Consider the following 24,992-nt stretch of genomic DNA (forward strand, 5'->3'; position numbering starts at 1 on the left):
TATTAACGATTATGACTATCCCCTTAGAAATCCAACAACGTTGCCAACAACTAAAAACAGAACTACAAAGAGCCAGTTATGCTTATTATGTTCTTGATGATCCTTTTATACCCGATAGCGTTTATGATCAACTTTATCGGGAATTAGAAGACATAGAAAAGCGTTATCCTCAATTAATCACCCCCGATAGTCCCACCCAAAGAGTCGGGGATAAAATCTCTAGTCAATTCGTTTCTGTCCGTCATAATATTCCCCTGTATAGTCTCGAAAATGCCTTTAACCTCGAAGAATTAAATAAATGGGGCAACCGTTGGCAAAGATATGTAAATGAAACCCAAGACACGGAATATGTGTGTGAATTAAAAATCGATGGTTCCGCGTTAGCTTTAACCTACGAAAACGGCTTTTTAGTCAGAGGTGTTACTAGAGGGGATGGAGTCACTGGCGAAGATATTACCCCCAATGTGCGGACAATTCGCTCTATTCCTTTACGCTTAAATATAGACAATCCCCCGGCAATCGTGGAAGTGCGCGGCGAAGCTTTTTTACCCCTCGATACCTTTGATAAAATCAATCAAGAAAGAGAAGAAAAAAGGGAATCTCTCTTTGCTAATCCCCGCAATGCGGCAGCGGGAACCCTACGACAATTAGATCCGAAAATAGTTGATAAAAGACGCTTACAATTTTTTGCCTATACCCTGCATTTAGACGATAACAATATCACTAATCAATGGCAATCCTTAGATAGATTAGAAAGCATGGGATTTCTGGTTAATCCCCACCGTCAACTCTGTCCATCCCTGCAACAAGTGGCGCAATACTATCAAGATTGGCAAGAAAAACGTCATCAATTAGCCTACATGACCGATGGTGTCGTAGTCAAAATCAACGATTTACAGCGACAAAATCGGTTAGGATTCACCCAAAAATTCCCCCGGTGGGCTATCGCTTTAAAATATCCTGCCGAAGAAGTCCCCACGGTAGTTAAAGATATTATCATCAATGTGGGACGCACCGGCGCAGTTACACCCATGGCGGTGATGGAACCGGTACAGGTAGCAGGAACCACCGTACAAAGGGCTACTTTACATAATAGCGATCGAGTGGCCGAATTGGATATCCGAGTCGGTGACACGGTAATTATCCGCAAAGCGGGGGAAATTATCCCAGAAGTGGTGAGAATCCTGCCAGAATTGCGTCCTAACCACACCTCACCCTTCCAGATGCCCACTAATTGCCCTGAATGTCAATCTCCCCTAGTTCGTCCGGTGGGGGAAGCGGTGACGCGCTGTGTTAATAGTTCCTGTCCGGCGATTTTGCGGGGAAGTGTAGTACATTGGGCCAGTCGCGATGCTCTCGATATCCGGGGATTAGGGGAAAAAGTGGTAATTTTGCTGATTGAACAGGGATTAGTTACCGCCATTTCTGACCTCTACAGCCTCGAAAAAACGGAAATTGCCAAATTAGACCGAATGGGCGAGAAATCAGCCTTAAATTTGATTACAGCTATGGCTCAGAGCAAAAATCAAAGCTGGTCGAGGGTACTTTATGGGCTAGGAATTCGCTATGTGGGCAGCGTTAACGCCAAAATTCTCGCCGAAAGTTTTCGGACTGTGGAGGAGTTAGCTAACGCCAGCGTGACTGATTTAGCCTCTATCTATGGTATCGGTGAAGAAATCGCTCAATCGGTCTATGATTGGTTTAGAATCGAGGCTAATCGGGATTTAGTCGCTAAATTACAGGCAGCGGGTTTACAATTTGCCGCAGCAGCAAAAACCACCACCACTAAAGCGACTTTAGCAGGGAAAACCTTTGTCATTACTGGCACTTTACCAACTCTCAAACGGGAGGAAGCGAAAGAATTAATCGAAAAAGCTGGGGGGAAAGTGACGGGTTCTGTCAGCAAAAAAACCGATTATTTAGTGCTAGGAGAAGCGGCGGGTTCTAAGCTAGAAAAAGCCCTAGAATTGGGCATTACTCAGCTAACCGAAGCACAATTACTCGAATTAATCAAGGCTTAAAAGCTTAAGATTGGAGCAAATCTGCCGAAGCATTAAGTAGAGTCTGCGGCAAAAAGTTTTTCGGTGGGGGTAGGGTGTGGGGTGTGGTGCGATTCGTTGGCTAGAAACTAGACAGTAAGACGTTTAGAGGATTAGCCGCTTGGTAAATGTAGTACCTTGATAACTTTATAACCCTACAGGTGCGGGTTAGTAATAACCTTAGTCCTGTCCTCTAGATGCCTAGAGTGACGGCATTTCCTGCTGCTTTAGACTTGGTACATCTGAGGTAGTGAGCGAGGAAAAAAAAGCGGTATCTGATAGCCTAAATCAGAAACCCGTTGAGCCAGAACCTATGGATAGCCCTGGGGCGAAGATACGAATTAACCATCGTCAACACCCACGAGCCAAAAGGCTGACAGGCTCGAAACAAAAGTTAACAGAGTTGGGGCTGATAGCTCATACCACTATCAGTAAGGCATTCCCGTTACTCTGTTGTGGACAGTATCATCCTAAGGGTTCAACCAATGGTTATAGGGAACGAAGTAACCCTGATTGACTCTGCCCGTTCGGGGCAGTAGGAAACCATCCGCAAGTCAATAGAGGGAGAGGATGTCCTTAAAAGCCAAGGCTTTGAGTAATATCAAAGATATGCTGACAAAGGACGGGTAACTAGGAAGTCTAAGCAACAATCAACGGTCATATACGCCCTAAAACCAACAATCTTGTCTGGTGGGGATACAGCCAAGAGGGTTGAATAGACAAGGAAATAATAATTCCCATTATTATTCTACTAATGACAGTAGCCTAAGCTAAACGGCGCTTAACCTGCATGATCCAACAGCTATAACCCTTTTGGAGTCTATATCGGTGATCCGAACCCACATTCCGCACCCTCAACTGTCACATAAGCTGTCCCCCGCCAGAGACTTGAGTAAAAATACTTAGCTGGTGAAGGTTTTCTCGGTGGCCGTTAGGGGGAGCTTGAGACCCCTAATTATGAAAAAATAGGAATTGTTGGAAAACTTAGGCAGTGGGCTGTTCGACCATGAATCAATCAACAGAAATTGAAGTCAAAAATCTAGACCATCTGGGATTAGTAGCCGGAATTATCGATGAAATAGGAATCGTTGAAATTATCAACGAACAAGTCTCAATTGAGCGAGGAGAAATTGTCACAGCGGGGCAAGTCGTGAAAGCAATTATCCTGAATGGATTGGGATTTGTCTCCCGAGCCTTGTATTTATTTCCTCAATTTTTTGAAGATAAAGCAACCGAACATTTGCTGGGAGAGGGCATCGAACCAAAACACCTGAATGATGATAAAATTGGTCGAGTAATGGACAAACTTTATCAACTTAATGTTTCGGTCATTTTCCTACGGATTAGTTTAGCGGCCGTGAAAAAATTTGGTGTAGCAACCGAGAACTCCCATTTAGATTCGACTTCTCTATCAGTAGAAGGAGAATATAAAAAGGAATACCCAACAGTAGAAATCCTGAAATCAGGAGCAGTGGGAGAAGAAATTGAAACCAGACAACAGCCAATAAAAATTACCTACGGATACTCCCGCGACCGAAGACCTGACTTAAAACAATTTATGATTGACTTAATCGTAAGTGGGGATGGAGATGTACCTTTATTCCTGAAAGTAGGGGACGGAAATGAAGCGGACAAAGCGGTTTTTGGTCAAATCGCCCGAGAATTTAAAAAACAAGTTGACTTTGACAGTTTAATAGTCGGCGATAGCGCCCTCTATAGCAAAGAGAATTTAAAACTAATGAAAGAAATGCGTTGGTTGTCTCGAGTACCATTAAGCATTAAAGAGGCTCAAGAGTTAGTCGATAGCATCTCAGAAAAAGAGTTAACCGATTCAGAAATACCGGGTTATTCCTGGCGGGAAACCATCTCTAACTATGGGGGGATAGAACAAAGATGGTTGCTAGTTGAAAGTCAAGCTAGACAAGAATCAGACTTGAAAAAATTAGAGAAAAAAATCGAGCAGGAAAAGAAAACAGCCCAAGAAAAAATCCGGCAACTATCCCGAAGAGAATTTGAGAATAGAGCGGTGGCGTTGGCGATAGTCAAAGGATTATCTGACTCCTTAAAATATCATCAGTTAACGGAGATTAAAGTCAATCTCATTCCGCCTGAGTCTCAGCAGTCAAAACTCAAATCAAAAGACGATTTACCCTCTCAAAGCTATCAAGTTCAAGCCGAATTAGAGTTGAATTTGGCAGCGATTGAGAGGCTCAAGAAACGAGCAGGACGATTCGTTTTAGCAACTAACAATTTGGAGAAAAAACGATTAAGCAGTGAGGATATACTCAAAAAATATAAGGGGCAACAAGCTCCAGAAAGAGGATTTTCTTTTCTCAAAGACCCCTGCTTTTTTGCCCACAGTGTCTTTCTCAAATCTCCCCATAGAATCGAGGTCATGGCCATGCTCATGGGCTTGTGCCTGTTGGTTTATACTATTGGTCAAAGACAACTTCGTCTGAATTTAAAACAGCAGGAGACGGGACTGAAAAATCAGTTGGGTAAGTTAACTGACCGACCAACATTACGCTGGATATTTCAGAACTTTCAAGGGATTCATCTCCTACGTATTCAAGACAATCAAAAGATTAGCAACTTAACGGATGAGAGGCGCAACATTTTGAGATTTTTTCCCAAACCTTGCCAAGAATATTATCTCTTATCTTGACCAGATGGATTGACTTCAAGGGGTGACAAAACAAAGCGAGCAACTGGAACATCTCCCCCTAGATGTTAAGTCTGATTGACCGGTCATTCTCAACAAGCACTGTTTATTGAGAATGACCGGGGGAACTCTGAAATTTTCGGCTTAGTTGCCGGCAGCTTGCCGCCAACTCACTCCTCTAGATAAGTATTTTGACTCGCGCCCCTTCCTCTTTTGAGACGTTGTGACACTTAGGGTGCGGAATGTGGGTCCGAAGTAAAAGCCGTTTAGCTTAGTTACTCAGGAGCCGGATACGGCGAAAGTCGTAAGTCCGGTTTTGAAGCAGGGGGTGGGAAGGCGACTTCCTGCTCTACTGTAACGGGTGTGGGGTGTAGGGTTTTACCGATTTTCATCTGCCAGCCCTAATTAATCGGGTAAATAAAAGCTGATAACTAAAAAAACTGATAGCTGATAACCCGGGAGAAAATATAATTGTAGCTACCTACCCATTCCTGATTAATTCCTATGGCAGAAGAAACCACCACCCCCGCAACTCCGGCAGCAGAAGCAGCAAAACCGGCTCAACCTGCGGCTGCTAAAAAACCCAAGGAGCCTACCGTCGAGGAAAAACCCTTCGCTGAATTTATTGAGCAGCATTTTCAGCCCGCACTGGCGGCAGCTTTGCAAAAGCTCGGTATAACTGATATAAAGCTGTCCTTTAAACAGGATAAAATTCCCGTGCAGGGCTTTTCTAGCTCTCCCTGTTGGCAGTTAACTGGCAATTGGCTCGAGGGAATGCGTCAATTTAGCATTTATTTTTTGGAAGAAAACATCAATGGTAAAAAAGCTTTTTCTCAAGCTGAGGGCGGTGCTCAACCTAGTACACTTGAATCATTTATGATCGATGAAAGGAAAGTTAGTCTTGATTTACTGTTGTTTTACACCCTGCAACGGCTTAACGGTCAAAAGTGGTTGACTAGAAACTAAAATTGCTGAAGATTAGCGATCGAGAAGGGGGGTAAAATGAGTATAGACGACCACCGCTTATCGATCGCTAATAGTAATTATGCGTGTATTTGTACTACTTTTTAACGCAGGCACAGAAAACGAAGGTATCCACACCATTCAAATGGGAGCTATCAATAAGGTGTTGATGTTTGAATCGGAAGATGATGCCACCCGTTATGCTCTGCTGTTAGAGGCACAGGATTTTCCGACTCCCACGGTAGAGAAAATTGATTCGGAGGAAGTGGCAGAATTTTGTCGCGGCGCCGGCTATCAAGCGGAAATGATTGAAGCGGGTATGTTAGTAATTCCCCCCGAAAGCAATGCCTCAGAGTTGGATTGGCAAAAAGAGGAAGTCCCCCCCGCCGAGGAGGAGTTTTCCGAGATTCCCGATGCGGAGTTAGACAGCATCCGTCGTCGTCTAGAAGGACTTTTGTAATAAACCTCTTGTAAAAATCGAAAATTGTCCTGCTTGGTTAGGAGACAGGAGACAGTAGCCAGTAGTCAGGAGTTCGGAGTCAGAAGACAGGACAATAAATCGGCGTTGTTCCCTGTTCCCTGTTCCCTGACCACTGATAACTGATAACTGATAACTGTTCACTGATAACTGAATATGACAACCGTGGGGGAATTAGGCGAAAATTTGGTGGCGGATTGGTTGCAATTACAGCAATGGCATATCCTCCAGCGTCGTTGGCGTAGTGCTGGCGGTGAAATCGATTTAATCGTCTTGTCTAAATCTCAGGCGACTCTCGCTTTCGTCGAGGTTAAAACCCGCAGTGCTGGCAATTGGGATTTAGGGGGCAAATTAGCGATCAATGACCGTAAACAAGGGAAAATTTACCAAGCTGCCCAGATATTTCTCGCCTTTTATCCCCAATGGTCTGATTTAAGCTGTCGCTTCGATGTGGCGTTAGTTAGTTGTCAAAAAAGTTCTCTATTAGCTTTACCTGAGTTTTCCCTTGATTATCCCTGTCAGCTACAGGCAGGTTATCAATTGCAATTACAGGAATATCTCGTGGCGGTTTTCTAAAAACACAATAGGCCCGCCTAGGGAGGCGGGCTTCATCTTGTACAAACGATATGGACTCCTAAAAAATTAACGGACTCAATACAATAGAGGTTTACAGAACCCACAACAGTCTATCTGTCAACTATCAAGATTCCTCAGTTTACCGACTCAGGTGCTGATTACGGCTCACTCCATCTGTCCTATATCGAGCAACAGAGGCGAAACCATACTTTACTTTACAAACTTTGAGAATCTGCGTCCGATTTAGCTGTTGCGTTGAGCTAGAGCAGGTGGCACAGGCTCTAGGTCTTTTTGCCTGGAAGGAAGTTGAGTCGCTTCCTTTATGCCTTATGTTTTTAAGATAACACGTTTGTCAGGACTCGATCGACCTTGTGATTAAAGTTTACACTTATTGATTTTTAGCAAAAATTGCCGTTACAAAACTATAGATAAGTGGCTGATAGATGTAGATATCTTACAACTAAGAAGAAGGGGAGTAGTAAAAAGCATCGACCGGAGTGGGAAGGAAAGAAATCCAGCGATGAAGGTCAATCGACAAACCTATGTGTATTGACAGAGGTGATCCCCGGCCTCTTCGATAACTACTTTTGCGGTGGAATTGCGAACAGTAAACCGTTCACCGGCACGACCATTTTCGTTGAGGAGAGTTTCGAGAGTGCCGTAGTAGGAGGTTTCTTTTACTGCTGCTTGGGAGGAGTGGATTTCTTGCCGGTTGCGAAAATAGTTGACGAGGGGATTGATAAAAACTGTAGTCTGGATAGGGTTTGCGGCAAAAAGTTTTTTGTGGGGGTAGGGTGTGGGGGTAAATAGGGTCTGCTGAAAAAGTTTTTCCTAGGGGCAGGGTGTAGGGTGTGGGGTGTGGGGTGTGGGGTTTTACCGATTTTGAGGGGGTCAATTACCTAATTTTCAGGGAAAAAGTCCCTGAATTTACCCCTGATCACTCCCATATCTGGTACTTTTTGAGGGGAAAAAAGTCCAAAAGTCTTATCCAACAAGGTTTTTAGATTTATTCAGCAAGCCCTAAATACAGAAACGAAAATTCTCTCTAAATCTCCTCAAATTTCCTTAAACCTCCTGACTCCATCTAGCTAGATGGTTAAAAGAAGTAGGTTTTAAGGGAGATAGATTTTGAGAGGGTTATCAGCTGCAATCAAGACAGGAAGCTAGTTGAACGCCATATCATCACCAAATGCCATCCTTGCTGGTCAGAAATTGACCGAGCTGCTTTTTTGTCAAAAAATCTCTTCAATCTAGCTAATGGGACTTAGGCGTTTTCGGTCAGCAAAAAAGGCTCAAACCATTACGGGACAAAGGGTTAACCTCGATTTATGATTTTCCTTGATCTATCTGGGTTTCAGCGATTGTGGGCTTCTCGAAGTAAATCCCAAGCGGGGATGGGAGTTGAGGCTTTTATCGATTTGTTTTTTGTCTAAGTCCCACTAATTACCACTATCGCCAATATTTCTTGGTTGAACACAAGAAATTAAATTTTAATCAACTCTATCACCAAGTAGCTCAAGGTTCTGATTATTTAGCTTTACCAACTAAGGTAGCCAAACAGATAATCAGAAGGTTGGATAAAGCACCGTGCCAATATTTTTCTTATCTGTGAAAGTTATTTTCTTTCTATCATTGGATAATTTCCCACCAGAGTGTTTATACTCTACAGAACGATTATTCTTTGGGAATTTAGGATAACCTTTTTTACCTTTTACCTTTTATCATACCAAATCCGTTTTTAATAGTGTGATTAACTGCCAAGTTATGGATTGTTTCTCCCTGCTCCCCACCCTCCGCTCCCTGGTCTCCTGTACTTTTTAAACAGGATTTAGTATCACTATAAATAGGAGAGAGTCACAAATATTGAGATGCACCCAAAAAATGAGTCTAAAACTTTACTTTTTGCGTCATGGCGAAACCACAGCCAGTCAAGCGGGGAGTTTTTGCGGTCGATTAGACTTGCAACTAACCCCGGCCGGCGATGAAATGGCCAAGGATTTCGCTCTTGTCTATCGAGATGTGCCTTGGACAGCGATCTATTCTAGTCCCCTCAAGCGCACCATGGCCACGGCCACCCCTTTAAGCGATCTCTTAGGTATTCCCATCCACAAACGGGAAGGATTAAAAGAGATTGCCTACGGCCAATGGGAGGGAAAAACCGCAGCCGAGGTTAATCGGGAGTTTCATGATGATTATGTGCGCTGGTTAGCAGATCCGGGCTGGAATTCTCCCACAGGGGGCGAAAAAGGCATCGATATCGCTCGCCGCAGTTCGGAAGTATTAGAGGAAATCGACCATAATCACGATGATGGCCATATTTTGATCGTTTCCCATAAAGCAACGATCCGAATCATGTTATGTTCTCTTTTAGGCATTGATATCGGCCGTTATCGCGATCGAATTGCCATGCCCGTGGCCTCGGTGACGATCGTCGAATTAGCCGAACACGGTCCCCTCTTTCAAGTCATGGGCGATCGCTCTTACCTCCGCAATGACCTGCGCTCGCGAGCGGGAACCTAACCAGTCAACAGTAACCAGGGAAGCCCCGAATTTGGTCTCCTGAAAAACTATGTGCTTGATGTTATATTTTCTACGACACGGACAAACGGCCTATAGCAAAACGGGAGGATACTGTGGTACTCCAGAAAATGACCCCGGTTTGACTGCCGAAGGCATCGAAATGGCGGAGGAATTCGCCGATGTCTATCGTTCTTTACCTTGGCGCGCGGCCTACGTCAGTCCCCTACAAAGAGCTATTCAAACCGCTAAACCCCTCTGTGAAGCGGTAGGACTGAAATTAGAAATCCGCCAGGGATTACAAGAGATCGGTTATGGTCTTTGGGAAGGAATGCACCCCAACGATATCGATCGTCAATATCATGATCTCTATGTACGTTGGTTGACGGATCCGGCTTGGAATGCTCCCCCCAACGGGGAAAGGGGGATCGATATCGCCCGTCGTTCGGCGGCCGTTTTGGAGGAAATTGAACACACCCACAGTGATGGCAATATCCTGATCGTTTCCCACAAGGCCACCATCCGGATCATGCTCTGTAGTCTGATGGGTATCGATGTGGGCCGTTATCGCGATCGGTTTGAAATGCCCGTGGCAGCTGTCAGTATCGTCGAATTAGGCAGTCGTGGCCCGCTTTTCCATGGCATCGGTTTACGTTCCCACCTCAGTGAGTACCTGCGTTCTCTCCCCTGCACCTAATCAGGAGACAGGAGACAGGAGACTCCGAGACAGGGGACAGGAGACAGGAGACAGGAGACAGGAGACAGCTTTTTTCTCCCCACACCCCACACCCCACACCCCACACCCCACACCCCACTTCCCCATCTCCCCACTTCCCCACACCCCACACCCCACACCCCACACCCCACACCCCACACCCCACACCCCACACCCCACACCCCACACCCCACACCCCACACCCGTTACAGTAGAGCAGGAAGTCGCCTTCCCACCCCCTGCTTCAAAACCGGACTTACGACTTTCGCCGTATCCGGCTCCTGAGTAACTAGGCTACTGTCATTAGTAGAATAATAATGGGAATTATTATTTCCTTGTCTATTCAACCCTCTTGGCTGTATCCCCACCAGACAAGATTGTTGGTTTTAGGGCGTATATGACCGTTGATTGTTGCTTAGACTTCCTAGTTACCCGTCCTTTGTCAGCATATCTTTGATATTACTCAAAGCCTTGGCTTTTAAGGACATCCTCTCCCTCTATTGACTTGCGGATGGTTTCCTACTGCCCCGAACGGGCAGAGTCAATCAGGGTTACTTCGTTCCCTATAACCATTGGTTGAACCCTTAGGATGATACTGTCCACAACAGAGTAACGGGAATGCCTTACTGATAGTGGTATGAGCTATCAGCCCCAACTCTGTTAACTTTTGTTTCGAGCCTGTCAGCCTTTTGGCTCGTGGGTGTTGACGATGGTTAATTCGTATCTTCGCCCCAGGGCTATCCATAGGTTCTGGCTCAACGGGTTTCTGATTTAGGCTATCAGATACCGCTTTTTTTTCCTCGCTCACTACCTCAGATGTACCAAGTCTAAAGCAGCAGGAAATGCCGTCACTCTAGGCATCTAGAGGACAGGACTAAGGTTATTACTAACCCGCACCTGTAGGGTTATAAAGTTATCAAGGTACTACATTTACCAAGCGGCTAATCCTCTAAACGTCTTACTGTCTAGTTTCTAGCCAACGAATCGCACCACACCCTACACCCTACACCCATCTCCCCACACCCCACACCCCACTTCCCCATCTCCCCACTTCCCCACTTCCCCACTTCCCATTTATGCCCAAAATCCATCACTTTGAGCTATTACCTTCCACTAATACTAAAGCTTGGCAATTATTAGAATCGGGGGAAAATCCGCCTTTTGTGGTGATTGCTAGTCAACAAAGTGCCGGGAGAGGACAATGGGGACGGGAGTGGATTTCTGAACAGGGCGGATTATATTTATCTTTGGCGTTAAATCTTGATTTAGAGGTGGATAAATCTGCCCATCTCGTTCTCGCTACAGTTTGGGGCATCGCTCATCACCTGAATTGTCAAGAAATACCCGTTAAAATCAAATGGCCGAACGATTTAGTCCTATTAGGGCGCAAACTAGGGGGAATTAACCTAGAAACCCGTATTCAAGGCCAAAACATCCCGCAAGCAGTCATCGGAGTGGGCATCAATTGGGCCAATCCCGTCCCCCCCACCGGCATTAATTTACAAGCTTTGGCCGGCAATAAAATCACCTCGATCGCTCAATTAACCGATGTCACCAGCGATGCTATCCTATACGGCTATGAATATTACTGTAATCACGGCATAAAAGCCTTATTAGCCTCCTACTTAGAACTTTTTGCCAATTTTTGTCAAAAGATAGTTTTCGAGGGCTATCAGGGCATAATAACGGGGGTAAGCGATCGAGGAGAATTAAAAGTTAAACTCACTTCGGACAATGCCAGTAGCGAAATTTATATACCGGCCGGTAGGGTTAGTCTCGGCTATAATTGAGTCTAAATATTTTTTTGACTAAACTGTGAGAAGTGAGGCCGCCCTATGTATCCTTCATCGGTGATATTGAAACTTTTTCTAGGAAAATCCTTAAAAAAGAAGCTGAGTTTATGCAGTGGTCTCGGTTTAGTAATCAGCGGTCTGATTACTCTTGCTCCCAATGCGATCGCTAATTCCGAAACTGGCAGCGAAACCCCAGTGGTGGAAAATGCCGCCCCGACTCTGAAAGCCCCCGTTATCAAAGAAAATACTAATCCTGCCCCCCGTCTGGCTATCCCCGAAAACCATCAAACCGATATGCCTACCCTTGCCCCCCGGGCCGGCGGTAAAAATAATTTTATCGATACTAGAAACTTTAACCCCCCCAGTTCCGTTGTCGTCACCGAGCGCCGCAGTGGTTGCCAAACCATCGCCCAAAATGGTCAACTGGTAGGAGGTAGCTGTAATCTGGCGGCCCGGTCTTCCCGTCGTCAGCCGGTCAGCACTGTGGCCAAACCCTTACCCCCGGTTAATCTGGCCCGGGTGCGTCTCAATCCTAATCCAGCCGTGCGAGTAGGACGGCAGCCCCGAAATCAGCCGGTTATCGCTAATAATTCCCTGGGTCGTTATGCCCCCACTCTCATCGCTTCTAGCGCCCCGGTACGTCTGGCTGCCCCCACGGTGATTCCCAGTCAGGTGGTAGCCCTCAATCCCCCAGAATGGAATGGCGTAAAATTGGCTTTGGCCCCGGTGACTCGCGCAGAAGTGGAAGCAATCAGCGAAGCGACCACCTATGAGCGGGCCACCCGTTTAAGTCCCACGGATTCTAACCAAACTCAACGCACGGATTTACTCTTTCCCCTCGCCCTTCCCGCCCAAATTACCTCGGTTTTCGGGTGGCGAAATCATCCGGTCAGCGGGAATCGGGCCATGCACGCGGGTACTGATTTAGGCGCGGCGATGGGAACACCTGTATTAGCCGCCTACGCAGGGGAAGTGGCCACCGCCGACTGGTTAGGAGGTTACGGATTAACGGTGATTTTACGTCACCTCGATGGTAGTCAAGAATCTCGTTATGCCCACCTTTCGGAAATTACCGTCAAACCGGGAGAATGGGTGGAACAGGGCGCGGTTATCGGTCGTGTGGGTAGTACGGGACTTTCTACCGGTCCGCACCTACACTTTGAATGGCGACACCTAACCGAACAGGGTTGGACCGCCGTAGATGCCGGTTTACATCTAGAATTAGCCCTCGATAATCTGGTGCAGAGAATGCAAATGGCCGCAGCCACTGACTCTAATCAGAATTAATTTGTTTTGGGTTACAACCATAGCGGTTTTTGGAGCTTAAAAACGCATCGTTGAGCTTTTGCCCAATTGATGCGTTTTCATACATTCGCAGTCTTAAGTAGGGCTTGCTGAATAAATGTGAAATGTAGGCAAGGTAAGGGTTTTGTGGCTTTTCTCGCGAAACAGGTGCAAGATTTTGAGAGAATCGTGCTTCAAAACCTGGCATCTTGAGCGGCGCTCGCGTCCTGTAGGGGCGAAGCATTCGGGCAATAACTTATCGGTGAAACCGTAGATTTTCTATCCGAATGCTTCGCCCGTACTTTTTCAGCAAACCCTATGTTCTATAAAAATGGTAATGCAAGGTTTTTGAGGCTCCCAATCCTCATAGTGTTAATATTCGCTAATCTCATCCAATTGGAAAGGCAAGATTTGAGAAAAAAAGGAGAAGTTAAGGAATACGGAGCATTCGGTCTTCGATTTCTTGCCAGACGGTAGGGGAAATATTAACAGCCACTTTTTGGCATTTGAGAATCAGGCGATTAATATAAAAATAATGCCTGTCTATTTTGCAAATTTCTTGGATGGATAAATTAAGTAATTTAGGCGTTAAATTAAAAGCAGTATTCCACATTTTAAATAATTGATCAACAAATTCTTGACGTTCTTTTTCCGTTGCTTTATCGTCAGGAATAATTTGTTTGAAAGCTTCTAAATCAGCGCTTAATTGGGAAAAATTAACCTTAGAAACAATTCGATCCTGAGCAAATAAGTTAACTAACTGGACAAACTCATCGATGAGTTTGGGGGTAAAGGACATCTTGGTGATTAAGTAGGCGATCTCGGGGGCGTAGGCGTAGGCGATGACGATGCTGTGGATGATGGCGGTGACGTTGGGGATGTGGATGACGTTGTAGCTGTAGATGATGCAGGTGTAGAAGATGACGAGCCAATAGACGATCGCTCTTCTTCCTACAGGTTTAATCGGACTATCAACAGAATCTTTAGTCATCTCATCTGCCCATTGTAAAATCGGCACTAATTTTTGACCGAGGGGCGTTGTAAGATAATTATGGGCTTCTTTCTCCATTGCTAATAACAATTTATCGGCTTTCCCTCGCATCAAACCCGCCACTAACAAAAAGACCTCTTGCCAACGAGTTTCTGTTATATGATTCTTAACTGTTTCTTCAATCAAATCATTATCATAGATATACTGAGCCGTGAGGTATTCCTGAAGGGTTAAATGAGAAAAAGAATAGATATCTCTCGCCCGCTCTACTAAAATTCCCTGTTCAATTTCAATGGTTTTTAATACTTTTTCTCCGTCTAAATGTTGCGGAGCATTTAAGTTTTGTTTAAGGTGATCTTTAATTTGCTTAACAATTTCTCGTTTTTCTAAAAAAAGTTTATCTGCTACAAAATTCTGATAAGCGACTTCAGATAGCAAAATTTCTTCTTGCTCAATACTGAGATTTTCATAAACTAAACCGCGATTAGGTAAACGTTTTTCGGCTGACCATTTTTCCAATAAAATTCGTAACGCATCTTGATAAAGGCGACTGCGATTTGTGGGAAAAGATTGATTTTCATCATAAACCAAACACAAAAAAGTCAACAATAACGGTGTATGGGCTAACTCTTTTGTACTTTTATACTCCTTTTTTTGCAACAGTTCCCAACAATTTTTAGCCGTCTCATTTTTCCGATCTAATTCGGAACTAAACCAATGTTCAATAAAACTTTGAATTTGCTGATCATCAAATTCGACAATTTCAATATCGGTAAATTGTCGAAGATGAGTTCTAGCAGCAGTACGGCAGGAGAGAATAAAACGATTTTTATGATGCCTATCTACAAAATCTTGAATTTTCTCGATTACATTATAAACATTAGCTGTTGGCACTTCATCCAAACCATCTAATAAAATTAGTAATTCTCCTTTTTCTAGTTTATTGCTAATATTTTTTTCCACATTGGGAAAACCACAGATTTTAAACTCCTCTTCAATTAATGCCTGAATATTAATCTCGTTTTCTTTAAAGTTTTTCAACTCCAGTAAAACAGGTGTTAGAGGATGCTGATAACTGCCTTTATTTCCCTTGAGAGCTTCTAGCCCAACTTTTCGCAAAAATGTAGATTTACCAATGCCGGGATCACCAAGTACCATTAAATATTGTTCTTGATTAGCCAAAAGTAAACCATCTTTTTTACCATCATCCCTAAAGTTAAACCGTCGCTGCTTACTCTCACGATATTTATTTTCTAAATTTTCATCATAATAATCCCTGACTAAATTCCCCAAACATTTGACATTAATATAAATTGACTCCAAATCCATCGGCTTAGACATTTTTAAAACCTTAATCATGCCGTGCCGCTCCCAGTAACGTTGAGTATATTCCCGCAAAAAAAGATACTTTCCTTCTTTGATAAGCTGCCCGACATCTTTATTCAATAACTCATTTTTATTAATACCCTCCCACCCCGATTTAATCATTTGGCCAATAAAATTATTAGTCAATGCCGTTACAATGGTTGTTTCAATTCCTGTCATAACTTAACCCCTGTAAATCCTCTGAAGCTTAGTATAAGCCAGAAAGCGGGTTTCTCATCAACAACCCAGAAAGCGGGTTTCTCATCAACAACCCAGAAAGCGGGTTTCTCATCAACCCAGAAACCCACTTTCTTTAAGAAAGCGGGTTTCTAATCCTTAAACGGCTAAACTGAGAATAGCTGCCTGTCTTGACTCTCATTTCTCAGATTGTAAAATAATGCAAATTTATCTTGACTATAGTGCCACTACCCCCACTCATCCCCAAGTGATCGAGCGGGTTGCCACTATTCTCCGGCATCATTGGGGCAACCCCTCCAGTTTACACAGTTGGGGACAGGATAGGGCGACAGTCATCGAAATGGCCAGAGAACAGGTAGCAGGGTTAATTAATGCCAATTCAGACCAGATTATCTTCACTTCTGGCGGTACGGCTATCAAGCTAAAATTGATCAGCCCCCCGGTAAACCGCCCAAGGCTGGTTCTAATGTTAAGGAGAAAAAATAAAAATTCTTGGGTGGGAAATGTGGCCGCATCTCATAATCCACTGATTATCTATTCCCCCTTTTACCTGTTCCCTATTCTAACTGATAACTGATCACCGATTACTGATAACTGAATATGGCTTATTCTCGCATTAAAAAACTAGCAAATTATCTACGTCCCCATTGGCAAATAGTAACTGGGGGGGTAGTTGCTCTGCTTATTGTTAATCTTTTGGGTGTTTATATACCGCTTTTAATCCGGGATAGCATCGATGATTTGAGTAAATCCTTTGACTTTCAAAAAATCATTTATTATCTGATTTTAATTGTCGCTTTAGCCTCGATTATGTGGTTTATCCGCATGATTTCCAGAGTATTGTTATTCGGGATCGGTCGTCAAGTAGAGTTCGAGCTTAAACAAAAAATCTTTCAGCATTTATTAACCCTTGAACCTGCCTATTTTTCTCGGCAAACTTCAGGAGATTTAATCAACCGGGCCACTAGCGATGTGGATAATATCCGTCGTCTGGTGGGTTTTGCTTTGCTCAGTTTGGCTAATACTTTTTTTGCCTATGGGTTAACTTTGCCTGTAATGTTAGCGATTCATATTCCCCTTTCAATCGCCGCTATTTCTGTCTATCCTTTGATGTTAATTGCTGTGCAGTTATTTAGTGGTCGTCTGCAGCGGCAACAGAAAAAAGTACAAGAAAAACTCTCGCATCTGAGCGATTTAATTCAAGAGGATATGAGTGGTATTACTCTGATTAAAATTTATGCCCAAGAAGGTAACGAGCGCCTAGCATTTAAGCAAAGAAATCGCAAATTACTACAGGCTAATTTAGATTTAGTCCAGACTCGTAATTTTCTTTTTCCCCTGATTGAAGCTTTGGCCTATGTCAGTTTATTGGCGTTGCTTGCTCTCGGTACTAGACAAATTATAGCGGGTAATATCACCATTGGGGACTTTATTGCTCTGTTAATTTTGGCAGAAAGATTAGTTTTTCCCACTGCTTTATTAGGTTTCACTATTACTGCCTACCAACAGGGAGAAGTGAGTATAGATCGCCTGGAAACTATCCTATTAGCCGAGGCTAAAATTAAAGACAATGCCGATTGTATTCACTTAAAAAATATTCAAGGAAAAATTACCGCCAAAGCCTTGACTTTTTTCTATCCTGATGCTAAGGAACCCGCCTTAAAATCTCTTTCTTTTACCATTAATCCGGGGGAAACGGTAGCCGTCGTCGGTGCGATCAGATCGGGAAAATCTACCCTTGCTAACGCTATTCCCCGTCTTTTGAATATTGCTGAGGGACAGTTATTTATTGATGATCAAGATGTCACTCAAATTGCCCTGGAAGAGCTGCGAAAAGCGATCGCTTATGTTCCCCAAGAAAGTTTTTTATTTAGTACCACCATTGAAGATAATATCCGTTATGGCGATCCGCTGCTGAATTTTTCGGCAGTGGAATCGGCGGCCAAACAAGCGAGAATTCAGGAGGAAATCGAGAATTTCCCGCAAAAATACGGAACTTTAGTGGGAGAACGTGGGATTACTCTTTCCGGTGGTCAACGTCAACGGGCCTCTTTAGCGCGCGCTTTAGCCATCCAAGCACCGATTTTAATCCTTGATGATGCCCTATCTAGCGTCGATAATCAAACGGCTACAGCTATTTTGGAAAATATCAGCCAAGAAAGCCAAAAAACCGTGATTTTTATCTCCCATCAATTATCGGCCGCTGCCACTGCTGATCGCATTTTTGTCATGGATCGCGGAGAAATTGTCCAGATAGGAACCCACGAGGAGTTAATCGCAGTCCCCGGAGTCTATCAAAATCTCTGGCAACAGCAGCAGTTAGAGTCTAAGGTTTTACATTAGCCGATAAAATAGGGAATCTGCCAGTTATTGCCGGTTAAGCTGTGGACTATCTCAATTACTCCTTAAGACCGTTTAAATGCAGCACAGCAGTTATCTTTTAGCGACAATGAACAAGAATCAACTTTTAACCGAACCTTTTTTACAATTACCCACCGAAACATCAGTACAAGTGATTTGGTTTACGGAATTTTTTGGCGCTCGTCATCAGGTGCGCTACGGGGAAAAACTAGAGAAAATTGCCCTCGCTCGCACTAGCAAATTAACTAGAGTTAGAGAAGATGCAAAATCGAGAACCGTTGAAGCTTATCAATCTTTAACCGCTCGAGAAATCTGGCGACATCAGGCCGAAATTACTGATTTAAATCCCGGGGAAAGGATTCCCTATCAAGTCACCAGTTTTCAGGAAAATACAGCGATTATAAGTGATATTTATACCCTTACCCCAAGACCCAAAAAAGGAACTAATCTCAAAATTTTGCTCACTTCCGATCATCAATTAATGCCCATGACTGCCGCTAATTTACAAAAAGTTAGCGAAACTATTGGACAGGTAGATGCAGTTTTTTTAGCAGGAGATTTAGTTAATATACCCGATCGAGCTTCCGAATGGTTTGATGATATTCGCGGTGGGGCATTCTTTCCCTGTTTACAAGGTCGTGCCAATTATACTCTGACAAAGAATGGTATTCAGACTATTTATAAAGGGGGAGAAATTATTCAAAATGCGCCCTTATTTCCTGCTATTGGTAATCATGAAGTTATGGGCAGATTTTCTACTTCCAGAGGTTTAAATGAACAGTTTGAAGATGCTATTCCTCAGTTTACTGCTAAACAACTAGCAGAGGATACAGCAGCAATTAATGAAACCTGGTTAAAAAATAATGCTTTCAACACAGAAACCTACGAAGAAATTTTTTCTTTGCCTCAAAATAAATATTATTCTCTAACCTTTGGCGATATTCGTTTAGTGGTTTTATATGTTACTAATATCTGGAGAAATCCCAATTTAGAACCCAGTGCAAGGGGAAGATATTACGAAAATCAAAGAGATTTAGATAGACCCGACCGCTGGGGTTACGGTCAGCATATTTTTGAGCCAATTGCTCAGGGTAGTCCTCAATATCAATGGTTAGAAAAAGAGTTAAATAGTCGAGAATTTCAAGAGGCTAAATATAAAGTAGTTATGTTTCATCATCCTCCCCATACCCTAGGAGGAAATATCGTTCCACCTTACACCAATCCCGTGCCGACAATTCAACGGGATACCACGGGAAAAGTTACATCGGTACGTTATGATTATCCCCGAGAAAATGATTATATTATTCGTGATCTAATTCCTTTATTAGAATCAGCCAAGGTTAATTTGGTTTTTTATGGTCATTCTCATTTATGGAATCGTTTTCTTAGTCCTAAGGGTATGAATTTTCTCGAATCTTCTAACGTTGGCAATAGTTATGGCGCTCATTTAGGAGATAAAAAACGTCCTGTACCCCTCGATAGAAATTATGCAGCCATCGGTAATCCTAATGGATTAGAAGCAATTATCCCGAACATTGCTCCTCTAGTGGATTGGGTTAATCAACCTTTACCCTATATTGCCAGTAATGATCTGACGGTTTTTAGCATTTTAGATACAGAAAAAGGAACCGTGAGCAGTTATCGTTTTGATACCCGTTATCCTGACTCCGAGGTAATTAAATTTGATGAATTTTCCCTTTTTAGCGTAGGTGAAGTCTAATAAAATCAAAGAGTGCCGGTTAAATAGATTCTCTTGGGGTTAATTCTATGACTACTGTCACCAGCAATGATATTCAAGAATTGAAAGACTTACTCTCGGCAATGCGACAGGAAAACCGCAAGCAAATGATTTCCCTGCGAGAAGAAACCCGCAAGCAAATTGATACGCTAAAGGAAGATAATCGCAAACAACTAGAAACCCTGAGAGAAGAAAATAACAAGCAATTTATTAACCTACACCAAGAAATTACGGAAGTCAAAATTATCACAGCTAAAATTGAAGGAACAATTCAATCCCAAGCAGTATTAACCCCAAAAATTCCCGATTTAATCGAGAAAGTTGGGGAATTAAAAAACTGGAAACAAATAGCTATTGTCGCTATCACTGCTTTTACCAGTGCCACAATTACTTGGTTTATTCGAGGAGGAAATCGCCAATTCAAAAATGAAACGCATCAACCTCAAGAGTTGACAGAAAAAGGCTCATCAGGTACTGTCTGAGCATTAACAAAAACAAATCAGACCCAAAAATGAGCCGAAAACATCTTAACATAGAACAAAGAAACTTACTCTACCAACTTAGTCAAGAGGGAAATTTATCTCAACGGCAAATGGCCGTCTGGCTCGGATGTCATCAAAGCACGATATCACGAGAATTAAGAAGGAATCAAAGTTCCCTGGGGTGCTATCTACCTGACACAGCACAAGCTCAAAGCGAGACGCGCCGAAAAAATGCCAAACAACCCTTTAAAAATGTCAGCGAGTCGGCCTTAGAGTTGGTGAAAAAAGGATTGAAAGATTATCATAGTCCCGAACAAATAGCAGGTCGTCTGAAAAAAGCTGGTCAAGAATCGCTCAGTCATGAAACCATCTATCAAATGATCTATCAGAACTACCCTTGACTGTGGAAAGTATCAAGAATGCCTACGTCAAGGACGAGGAAAAAGAAAGAGTCGAAATGGAGCAAAAAGTAAGCGTGGAGGGATTCCAGGGCCTGTAGATATCAGCGAGCGACCAGCAATTGCTGACCAGAAAACCGAAATCGGTCATTGGGAAAGTGACACAATGATTGGAGTCAATCATCTAGGAGTTCTCGTTACTCATGTGGACAAGGCCTCGAAATTTCTAGTAGCAGGATTAGCCAAAAACAAAACCGCATCGGAAATCAACCCTTGTCACAGAAAAACTTTTCCAAGAGATTCACCCTGACAAAAGAAAAACCTTTACTTGTGACAACGGCAAAGAATTTTGTGGACATCAAGAGTTGAGTCAGAAACTAGGAGCAGATTTTTATTTTGCTACTCCTTATCATTCTTGGGAGAGGGGATTAAACGAGCATACCAATGGACTGTTAAGTAGTCGTGCAAAATTAATTTCCTAGTGAAGATAGGCAAGAGGCAAGAGGCAAGAGGTGGTTAGATATGTGTAATTAATTTTGCTTAGGTACTTAAGACAATTTTTTTCCAAGGGAACGAATTTCAAAATTGTTAAGCCAGAGCAGGTAGAAAGAGCCGTAAACTTGATTAACAATCGTCCTCGAAAATGTCTTGACTATCGTACCCCGAATGAGGTATTCTATGAAGGTAGATCAGACGGTGATGCAATTCAGACTTGAATTGGCCGACTTCATTATAGCGGTAGAGACATATTTATACTAAATCCGTTGAGTATAGGCTACTTATGAGGACAGGCACTCATGCAATAGGCAATAGGCAAAAGGGGGAATAAATAATCATTCTTTAATAACCAGATTTAGTATGACTTTCCTAGCAAGGCTTTTGATGATTTTTACAAATCTTTATCGATAATGCCAGCTAAATTATGGTAGATAAATAGGGTTTGCGGCAAAAAGTTTTTCCTGGGGGCAGGGTGTGGGGTGTGGGGTGTGGGGTTTTACCAGTTTTGAGGTGGCCAATTACCTAATTTTCAGGGAAAAAGTGCCTAAATTTCCCCCCGATCACTCCCAGCTCCAGTACTTTTTGATTGACAAAAGGTCTAAAAGTCTTACCCAACAAGGTTTTTAGATTTATTCAGCAAGCCCTAAATACTCCACTACAATCTGGCACTAATAATTTTTGATCATTAATTCTCTGCCAGATGCCGCCGCTCCTTGTTTATAATTATTCATGCCATACTGAAGATTCCACTCGATAATATGGGCAAAATCAAAGAGTTTTCGTATCTCTGGACAATCATCGTAGGTAATTAACCATTTAGCCTGACATTGACGCATATTATCGGCAAAACGTTGATGATCGAAGCTGGTATGTAAATTACCTCTTACACCGTACAAACGGGATTTTGTGGCACTATAGTAGGGGGGATCGAGAAAGATAAAAACTTCTTTTCCCTCAGCAAATAATAATTCTTCGTAGTCTTGGTTAGTAATTTTGACCGATGCTAATAACGGCGCAATTTGAGTTAATCTGGCTATCGATGAATCAGTAAATCTACTGGTAAAAGCTGCTTGGGAATACCCCCCCGAATCCACTGTTCCCGAAAAAGTAATCCGATTTAAGATAAAAAAACGCACCGCTTTCTCAAAGTTGGTTAACTTTAAATCTTCCCTTGTCAAATCTTGAAATAATTCTCGTCCGCTATCATATTTCTGTTTAATTTCTGTTATTTTTGCTACCAATAACTCAATATTTTCTTGAGCGCATTGCCAGAAACAATATAAATCATAATTTAAGTCATTAATCCAATAGGTTTTTATTTGTTGTCCAAAGAGTTGCTTAACAGCAAAAAACACAGAACCACCACCAAAAAAAGGTTCTCTATATTCCCTAATATTGACAGAAATTTGCGGCAGAATTTGCTTAATTGCCCGGGATTTCCCCCCCGGATAGCGCAAGGGACTTTTAATTTTTGACATTTTATACTAAATCCGTTTATTATTGAATTTCGTCTAACGACCAAGTTAGTCCTCGTGCTTCTCCCCAGACTTCTACTTACTTTGTCTAGCTTGACCAACTTTTAGCCATGCAAAGATTTGTTGTGGAGTCAGTGTCAACTGAACCCCTGCAATTACCTTAAGCTGGTGATCCCCTCTGCAAACTTCCGGCTCTTGTTGGGGAGTAAACATTAAAACAGAATAATCATCTGGATCAAGCATCCATCCTAATTTACTGCCATGTTTTAAACAATGTAAAATGTTGTCAATTACACGGTTTACCTTTTGATCCGGTGAAAGAATTTCGATAGTCCAATCAGGTGCTTCCCTAAAGTCGTCCTCTGGTTCACCTGCTTGATTGAGGTTAATTCGATTCCATGCAATTACGGCAACATCAGGAACGATCGAACGCCCGCCGAAGGTACATCGCAACTCAGGTAAGGCTGTATAATCAACAGTGTGGCTGTCAACCGCAGCTAAAAGACGTTTTTGCAGGATAGAGTGTCGAGTCTTAGGCATGGGTTTCTGAATTGCGACTCCATGCAAGTATTCCCATGCTGGAGAATCTTCCAAATATGGCAATTCGAGGAAATCTTCAAGGGTGATACCCTCAGTCAAGGAAGTCGTCATCGGTTCAAGCAAAGGTTTTTTTGTGACTTTATTATAAATGAACTTTATCTGGGTTGCTTACCGACGATTCAGGTATATTTGAGGAGAATTTGCCCTCTCAATCAAATGGGTCGATTTCTTAACTATTCTAACTGACCGGTATCACTGGAAATGCCCACGGGGATCACAAAATTGGCCAATTGTCAATAGCTTTTCAGATGCTCTCACCTTGGTTATGGCGCTTCCCACTCTTTCTTTTCTAGACACTCTGCAATTCGATATGTGTTTGCAATTCCTCCTATTTTTCCATGAGATCCTAATATTGGTAAATGGCCATGTGGAGCATTCAGAGAAAAGTTAGGATCTTTTCCTTTTTTCCATCCCACTGCACTGCGAAACCTATGGTAAGCCTCTGAATTCTCATCAGTTAAATAGGGTTCACCGCCTTCACTTTTCCATATTTTTTGCTGAGTATCAAAGCCAAATCTGCCTTGACTTGCTTTTGACCACAAATCTTCAATAATCAACAAATCTTTGCAAGGAAATTCTTTCATAGTTTTTGTATCTATAAATCCTTCTCCTTCTCTATTGACCGTTTGCAACATTAGTCTTAGAGTCTCTCTATTAGCGTCCTCCCACCTATTTTCTTTAAGCAGTTTACGAAGACATGAATAATAAGCATCTCTGTTTGACGAAAATCCCTCCATAGGTTTACAAGTTACAAAGTGGCGATCATAGAAAAAATAGACAAAACCCATAATTGTAGCCAAAGCTGATAGAAAAGCTACAATTTCGATAGTAGTATGAATACCTAACTTTTTCCCAGACATACAGTCTCTCAGCTAGTCAATTTGATTGAGTCGGGTGCAATGATTGGTGATACCTCGATCTGCTTGCATCATGGCTTAGAACACTTCGTGACCGCTCCCGCTTATCGATTCTTAACCTTTGCGATCATCGATAATTTCTCGGAACTCAGCAACGAAGCTAACCATTTTTGCTCGTCTAATCCCTTCGAGAAATAGACAAACTTAATGGGTATATCGCTATCGATCTAACGGTTGAACTCACCCGCCTTGTCAAAGTCTAGCAGAAAGTCGGGTGCAGTGATATGTCAGACAGTCGGCAGCCGGTCATAGGCTTCTGGCTCAACATCGGGAACTTTTGTTAAGATTGCCTGATACTTTTCTCGACTTCCCTTTTTGGACTTTTCTATTAGGTAATTTTCTGTCATCAACGCTGAAAGTTTCTCAGCGATCGCAGTAGAGATAAATTGATCGATCGAAATTCCATCACGAGCCGCTAGATCATCTAAACTTTTCTGTAATGAGTCGGGAATTTGAACTTGGATGGTACTCATGGTAACTTACCTATTAATCGTAGGAAACCTGAAGGCTCAAGCAGACATAAACCAAATTGCTCAACACCAGCAAAGTCACGGGTGTTATATGTGATTATACTCTGACATCCTGCTTTAACTGCAAGCTCCAATACCATATCGTCTTTGGGATCACGCAGAAATGGTCGCCACAGGAAGAAAATTTTATGAGGTATCCCCACCGAGCAATAGAAATCAATTAAGTCATCTACTTCTTCTCGACTTAAATAGAGATTGGGCAACTCCCGCAATAGGACATCTGTATATTCCAAGACGAGAGGAACAGATAAGTGCATATCAAATTTTCCTGTACCTATAAGGCTAAGAAGTTGAAACGCACTTCCACGCCTAGATCTTAATCCAGCAATAATGACATTGGTATCAATAACAATCTGAGGTAACGACATTCGCAACTGGGCAACGATGATTATTGGTACAGTTACATCTTAAC

21 protein-coding genes and 3 pseudogenes are annotated in these 24,992 nt (G+C 42.7%); 14 read left to right on the plus strand and 10 right to left on the minus strand.

Going from position 1 to position 24,992, the window contains the following annotated elements:
- Positions 1–11 precede the first annotated feature (11 nt).
- The 5 genes from ligA (at position 12) to MAE_RS05900 (ending at position 6,718) form a co-directional block, all read left to right on the plus strand.
- Positions 12–2,021: an NAD-dependent DNA ligase LigA gene (gene ligA / locus MAE_RS05880; protein WP_012264760.1), complete on the plus strand. Its 2,010-nt coding sequence runs from the start codon at positions 12–14 to the stop codon at positions 2,019–2,021.
- 1,024 nt (positions 2,022–3,045) lie between these two features.
- Positions 3,046–4,704: an IS1634-like element ISMae10 family transposase gene (locus tag MAE_RS05885; RefSeq protein WP_012264372.1), complete on the plus strand. Its 1,659-nt coding sequence runs from the start codon at positions 3,046–3,048 to the stop codon at positions 4,702–4,704.
- Positions 4,705–5,205: 501 nt separating this feature from the next.
- Entirely contained in the window at positions 5,206–5,667 is a 462-nt protein-coding gene (locus MAE_RS05890) for a DUF2996 domain-containing protein (protein WP_002765891.1), read from the plus strand.
- 79 nt (positions 5,668–5,746) lie between these two features.
- Positions 5,747–6,124 (plus strand): DUF3110 domain-containing protein, encoded by a 378-nt coding sequence (locus tag MAE_RS05895; protein WP_002795498.1) that lies wholly within the window; start codon positions 5,747–5,749, stop codon positions 6,122–6,124.
- A gap of 174 nt (positions 6,125–6,298) precedes the next feature.
- Positions 6,299–6,718, plus strand: a complete 420-nt coding sequence (locus MAE_RS05900; RefSeq protein WP_002765893.1) for a YraN family protein — start codon at positions 6,299–6,301, stop codon at positions 6,716–6,718.
- Between the two features lie 540 nt (positions 6,719–7,258).
- Here the strand turns inward: MAE_RS05900 and MAE_RS34305 are convergent.
- Both MAE_RS34305 and MAE_RS31700 read right to left on the minus strand, forming a co-directional pair.
- On the minus strand, positions 7,259–7,459 hold the full coding sequence (locus MAE_RS34305; RefSeq protein WP_071821325.1) for a hypothetical protein: 201 nt from the start codon (positions 7,457–7,459) through the stop codon (positions 7,259–7,261).
- A gap of 842 nt (positions 7,460–8,301) precedes the next feature.
- A pseudogene (locus MAE_RS31700) lies at positions 8,302–8,436 on the minus strand (RNA-guided endonuclease TnpB family protein); the annotation flags it as partial.
- Between the two features lie 163 nt (positions 8,437–8,599).
- On the opposite strand from MAE_RS31700, the gene MAE_RS05910 reads away from it, so the two are divergent.
- Both MAE_RS05910 and MAE_RS05915 read left to right on the plus strand, forming a co-directional pair.
- Entirely contained in the window at positions 8,600–9,238 is a 639-nt protein-coding gene (locus MAE_RS05910) for a histidine phosphatase family protein (RefSeq protein ID WP_002795496.1), read from the plus strand.
- Between the two features lie 49 nt (positions 9,239–9,287).
- Positions 9,288–9,932: a histidine phosphatase family protein gene (locus MAE_RS05915; RefSeq protein WP_002759710.1), complete on the plus strand. Its 645-nt coding sequence runs from the start codon at positions 9,288–9,290 to the stop codon at positions 9,930–9,932.
- Here the strand turns inward: MAE_RS05915 and MAE_RS33175 are convergent.
- The gene (locus MAE_RS33175; protein WP_231859731.1) at positions 9,929–10,153 is read right to left on the minus strand and encodes a hypothetical protein; all 225 of its coding nucleotides are present in this window, start codon (positions 10,151–10,153) and stop codon (positions 9,929–9,931) included. The two genes, MAE_RS05915 and MAE_RS33175, sit on opposite strands and share 4 nt — an antisense overlap.
- A 762-nt stretch (positions 10,154–10,915) precedes the next feature.
- A complete protein-coding gene (locus tag MAE_RS35610) occupies positions 10,916–11,041 on the minus strand; it encodes a hypothetical protein (RefSeq protein ID WP_269453970.1) in 126 nt (41 codons plus the stop codon).
- Between MAE_RS35610 and MAE_RS05920 the strand changes: the two genes are divergently transcribed.
- Complete coding sequence (locus MAE_RS05920; RefSeq protein ID WP_012264763.1) at positions 11,027–11,740, plus strand: biotin--[acetyl-CoA-carboxylase] ligase; 714 nt, start codon at positions 11,027–11,029, stop codon at positions 11,738–11,740. The genes MAE_RS35610 and MAE_RS05920 overlap by 15 nt on opposite strands.
- 45 nt (positions 11,741–11,785) lie before the next feature.
- Positions 11,786–13,030: a M23 family metallopeptidase gene (locus MAE_RS05925; RefSeq protein ID WP_012264764.1), complete on the plus strand. Its 1,245-nt coding sequence runs from the start codon at positions 11,786–11,788 to the stop codon at positions 13,028–13,030.
- A gap of 427 nt (positions 13,031–13,457) precedes the next feature.
- Here the strand turns inward: MAE_RS05925 and MAE_RS05930 are convergent, their stop codons facing one another.
- Entirely contained in the window at positions 13,458–15,563 is a 2,106-nt protein-coding gene (locus MAE_RS05930; RefSeq protein WP_041803864.1) for an NACHT domain-containing protein, read from the minus strand.
- Positions 15,564–15,780: 217 nt separating this feature from the next.
- Between MAE_RS05930 and MAE_RS05935 the strand changes: the two are divergent.
- From MAE_RS05935 to MAE_RS28655, 5 genes and pseudogenes are all read left to right on the plus strand, one after another.
- Positions 15,781–16,050 (plus strand): annotated as a pseudogene (locus MAE_RS05935) (aminotransferase class V-fold PLP-dependent enzyme); the annotation flags it as partial.
- Between the two features lie 131 nt (positions 16,051–16,181).
- Positions 16,182–17,924, plus strand: coding sequence for an ABC transporter ATP-binding protein (locus tag MAE_RS05940; RefSeq protein ID WP_002795485.1), 1,743 nt, complete (start codon positions 16,182–16,184; stop codon positions 17,922–17,924).
- 76 nt (positions 17,925–18,000) lie between these two features.
- The gene (locus MAE_RS05945) at positions 18,001–19,662 is read left to right on the plus strand and encodes a purple acid phosphatase family protein (RefSeq protein ID WP_002795484.1); all 1,662 of its coding nucleotides are present in this window, start codon (positions 18,001–18,003) and stop codon (positions 19,660–19,662) included.
- Positions 19,663–19,709: 47 nt separating this feature from the next.
- Positions 19,710–20,162 carry a hypothetical protein gene (locus tag MAE_RS34750; protein WP_125732089.1) on the plus strand — a complete coding sequence of 151 codons (453 nt, stop codon included), beginning with the start codon at positions 19,710–19,712 and terminating at the stop codon, positions 20,160–20,162.
- 29 nt (positions 20,163–20,191) lie between these two features.
- Positions 20,192–21,276, plus strand: a pseudogene (locus MAE_RS28655) (IS30 family transposase).
- A gap of 450 nt (positions 21,277–21,726) precedes the next feature.
- On the opposite strand, the gene MAE_RS05960 reads toward MAE_RS28655, so the two are convergent.
- From MAE_RS05960 to MAE_RS05980, 5 genes are all read right to left on the minus strand, one after another.
- A complete protein-coding gene (locus MAE_RS05960; RefSeq protein ID WP_012264770.1) occupies positions 21,727–22,536 on the minus strand; it encodes a DNA adenine methylase in 810 nt (269 codons plus the stop codon).
- 72 nt (positions 22,537–22,608) lie between these two features.
- Entirely contained in the window at positions 22,609–23,184 is a 576-nt protein-coding gene (locus tag MAE_RS05965) for a Uma2 family endonuclease (RefSeq protein ID WP_012264771.1), read from the minus strand.
- 212 nt (positions 23,185–23,396) lie between these two features.
- Entirely contained in the window at positions 23,397–23,993 is a 597-nt protein-coding gene (locus MAE_RS05970; RefSeq protein WP_012264772.1) for a GUN4 domain-containing protein, read from the minus strand.
- A gap of 284 nt (positions 23,994–24,277) precedes the next feature.
- Positions 24,278–24,523 (minus strand): CopG family transcriptional regulator, encoded by a 246-nt coding sequence (locus MAE_RS05975; RefSeq protein WP_012264773.1) that lies wholly within the window; start codon positions 24,521–24,523, stop codon positions 24,278–24,280.
- On the minus strand, positions 24,520–24,948 hold the full coding sequence (locus MAE_RS05980) for a putative toxin-antitoxin system toxin component, PIN family (protein WP_012264774.1): 429 nt from the start codon (positions 24,946–24,948) through the stop codon (positions 24,520–24,522). The genes MAE_RS05975 and MAE_RS05980 overlap by 4 nt, the downstream gene beginning before the upstream one ends.
- Positions 24,949–24,992 lie beyond the last annotated feature (44 nt).

This window comes from Microcystis aeruginosa NIES-843 (assembly GCF_000010625.1).
GTDB classification, from domain to species: Bacteria; Cyanobacteriota; Cyanobacteriia; order Cyanobacteriales; family Microcystaceae; genus Microcystis; species Microcystis aeruginosa.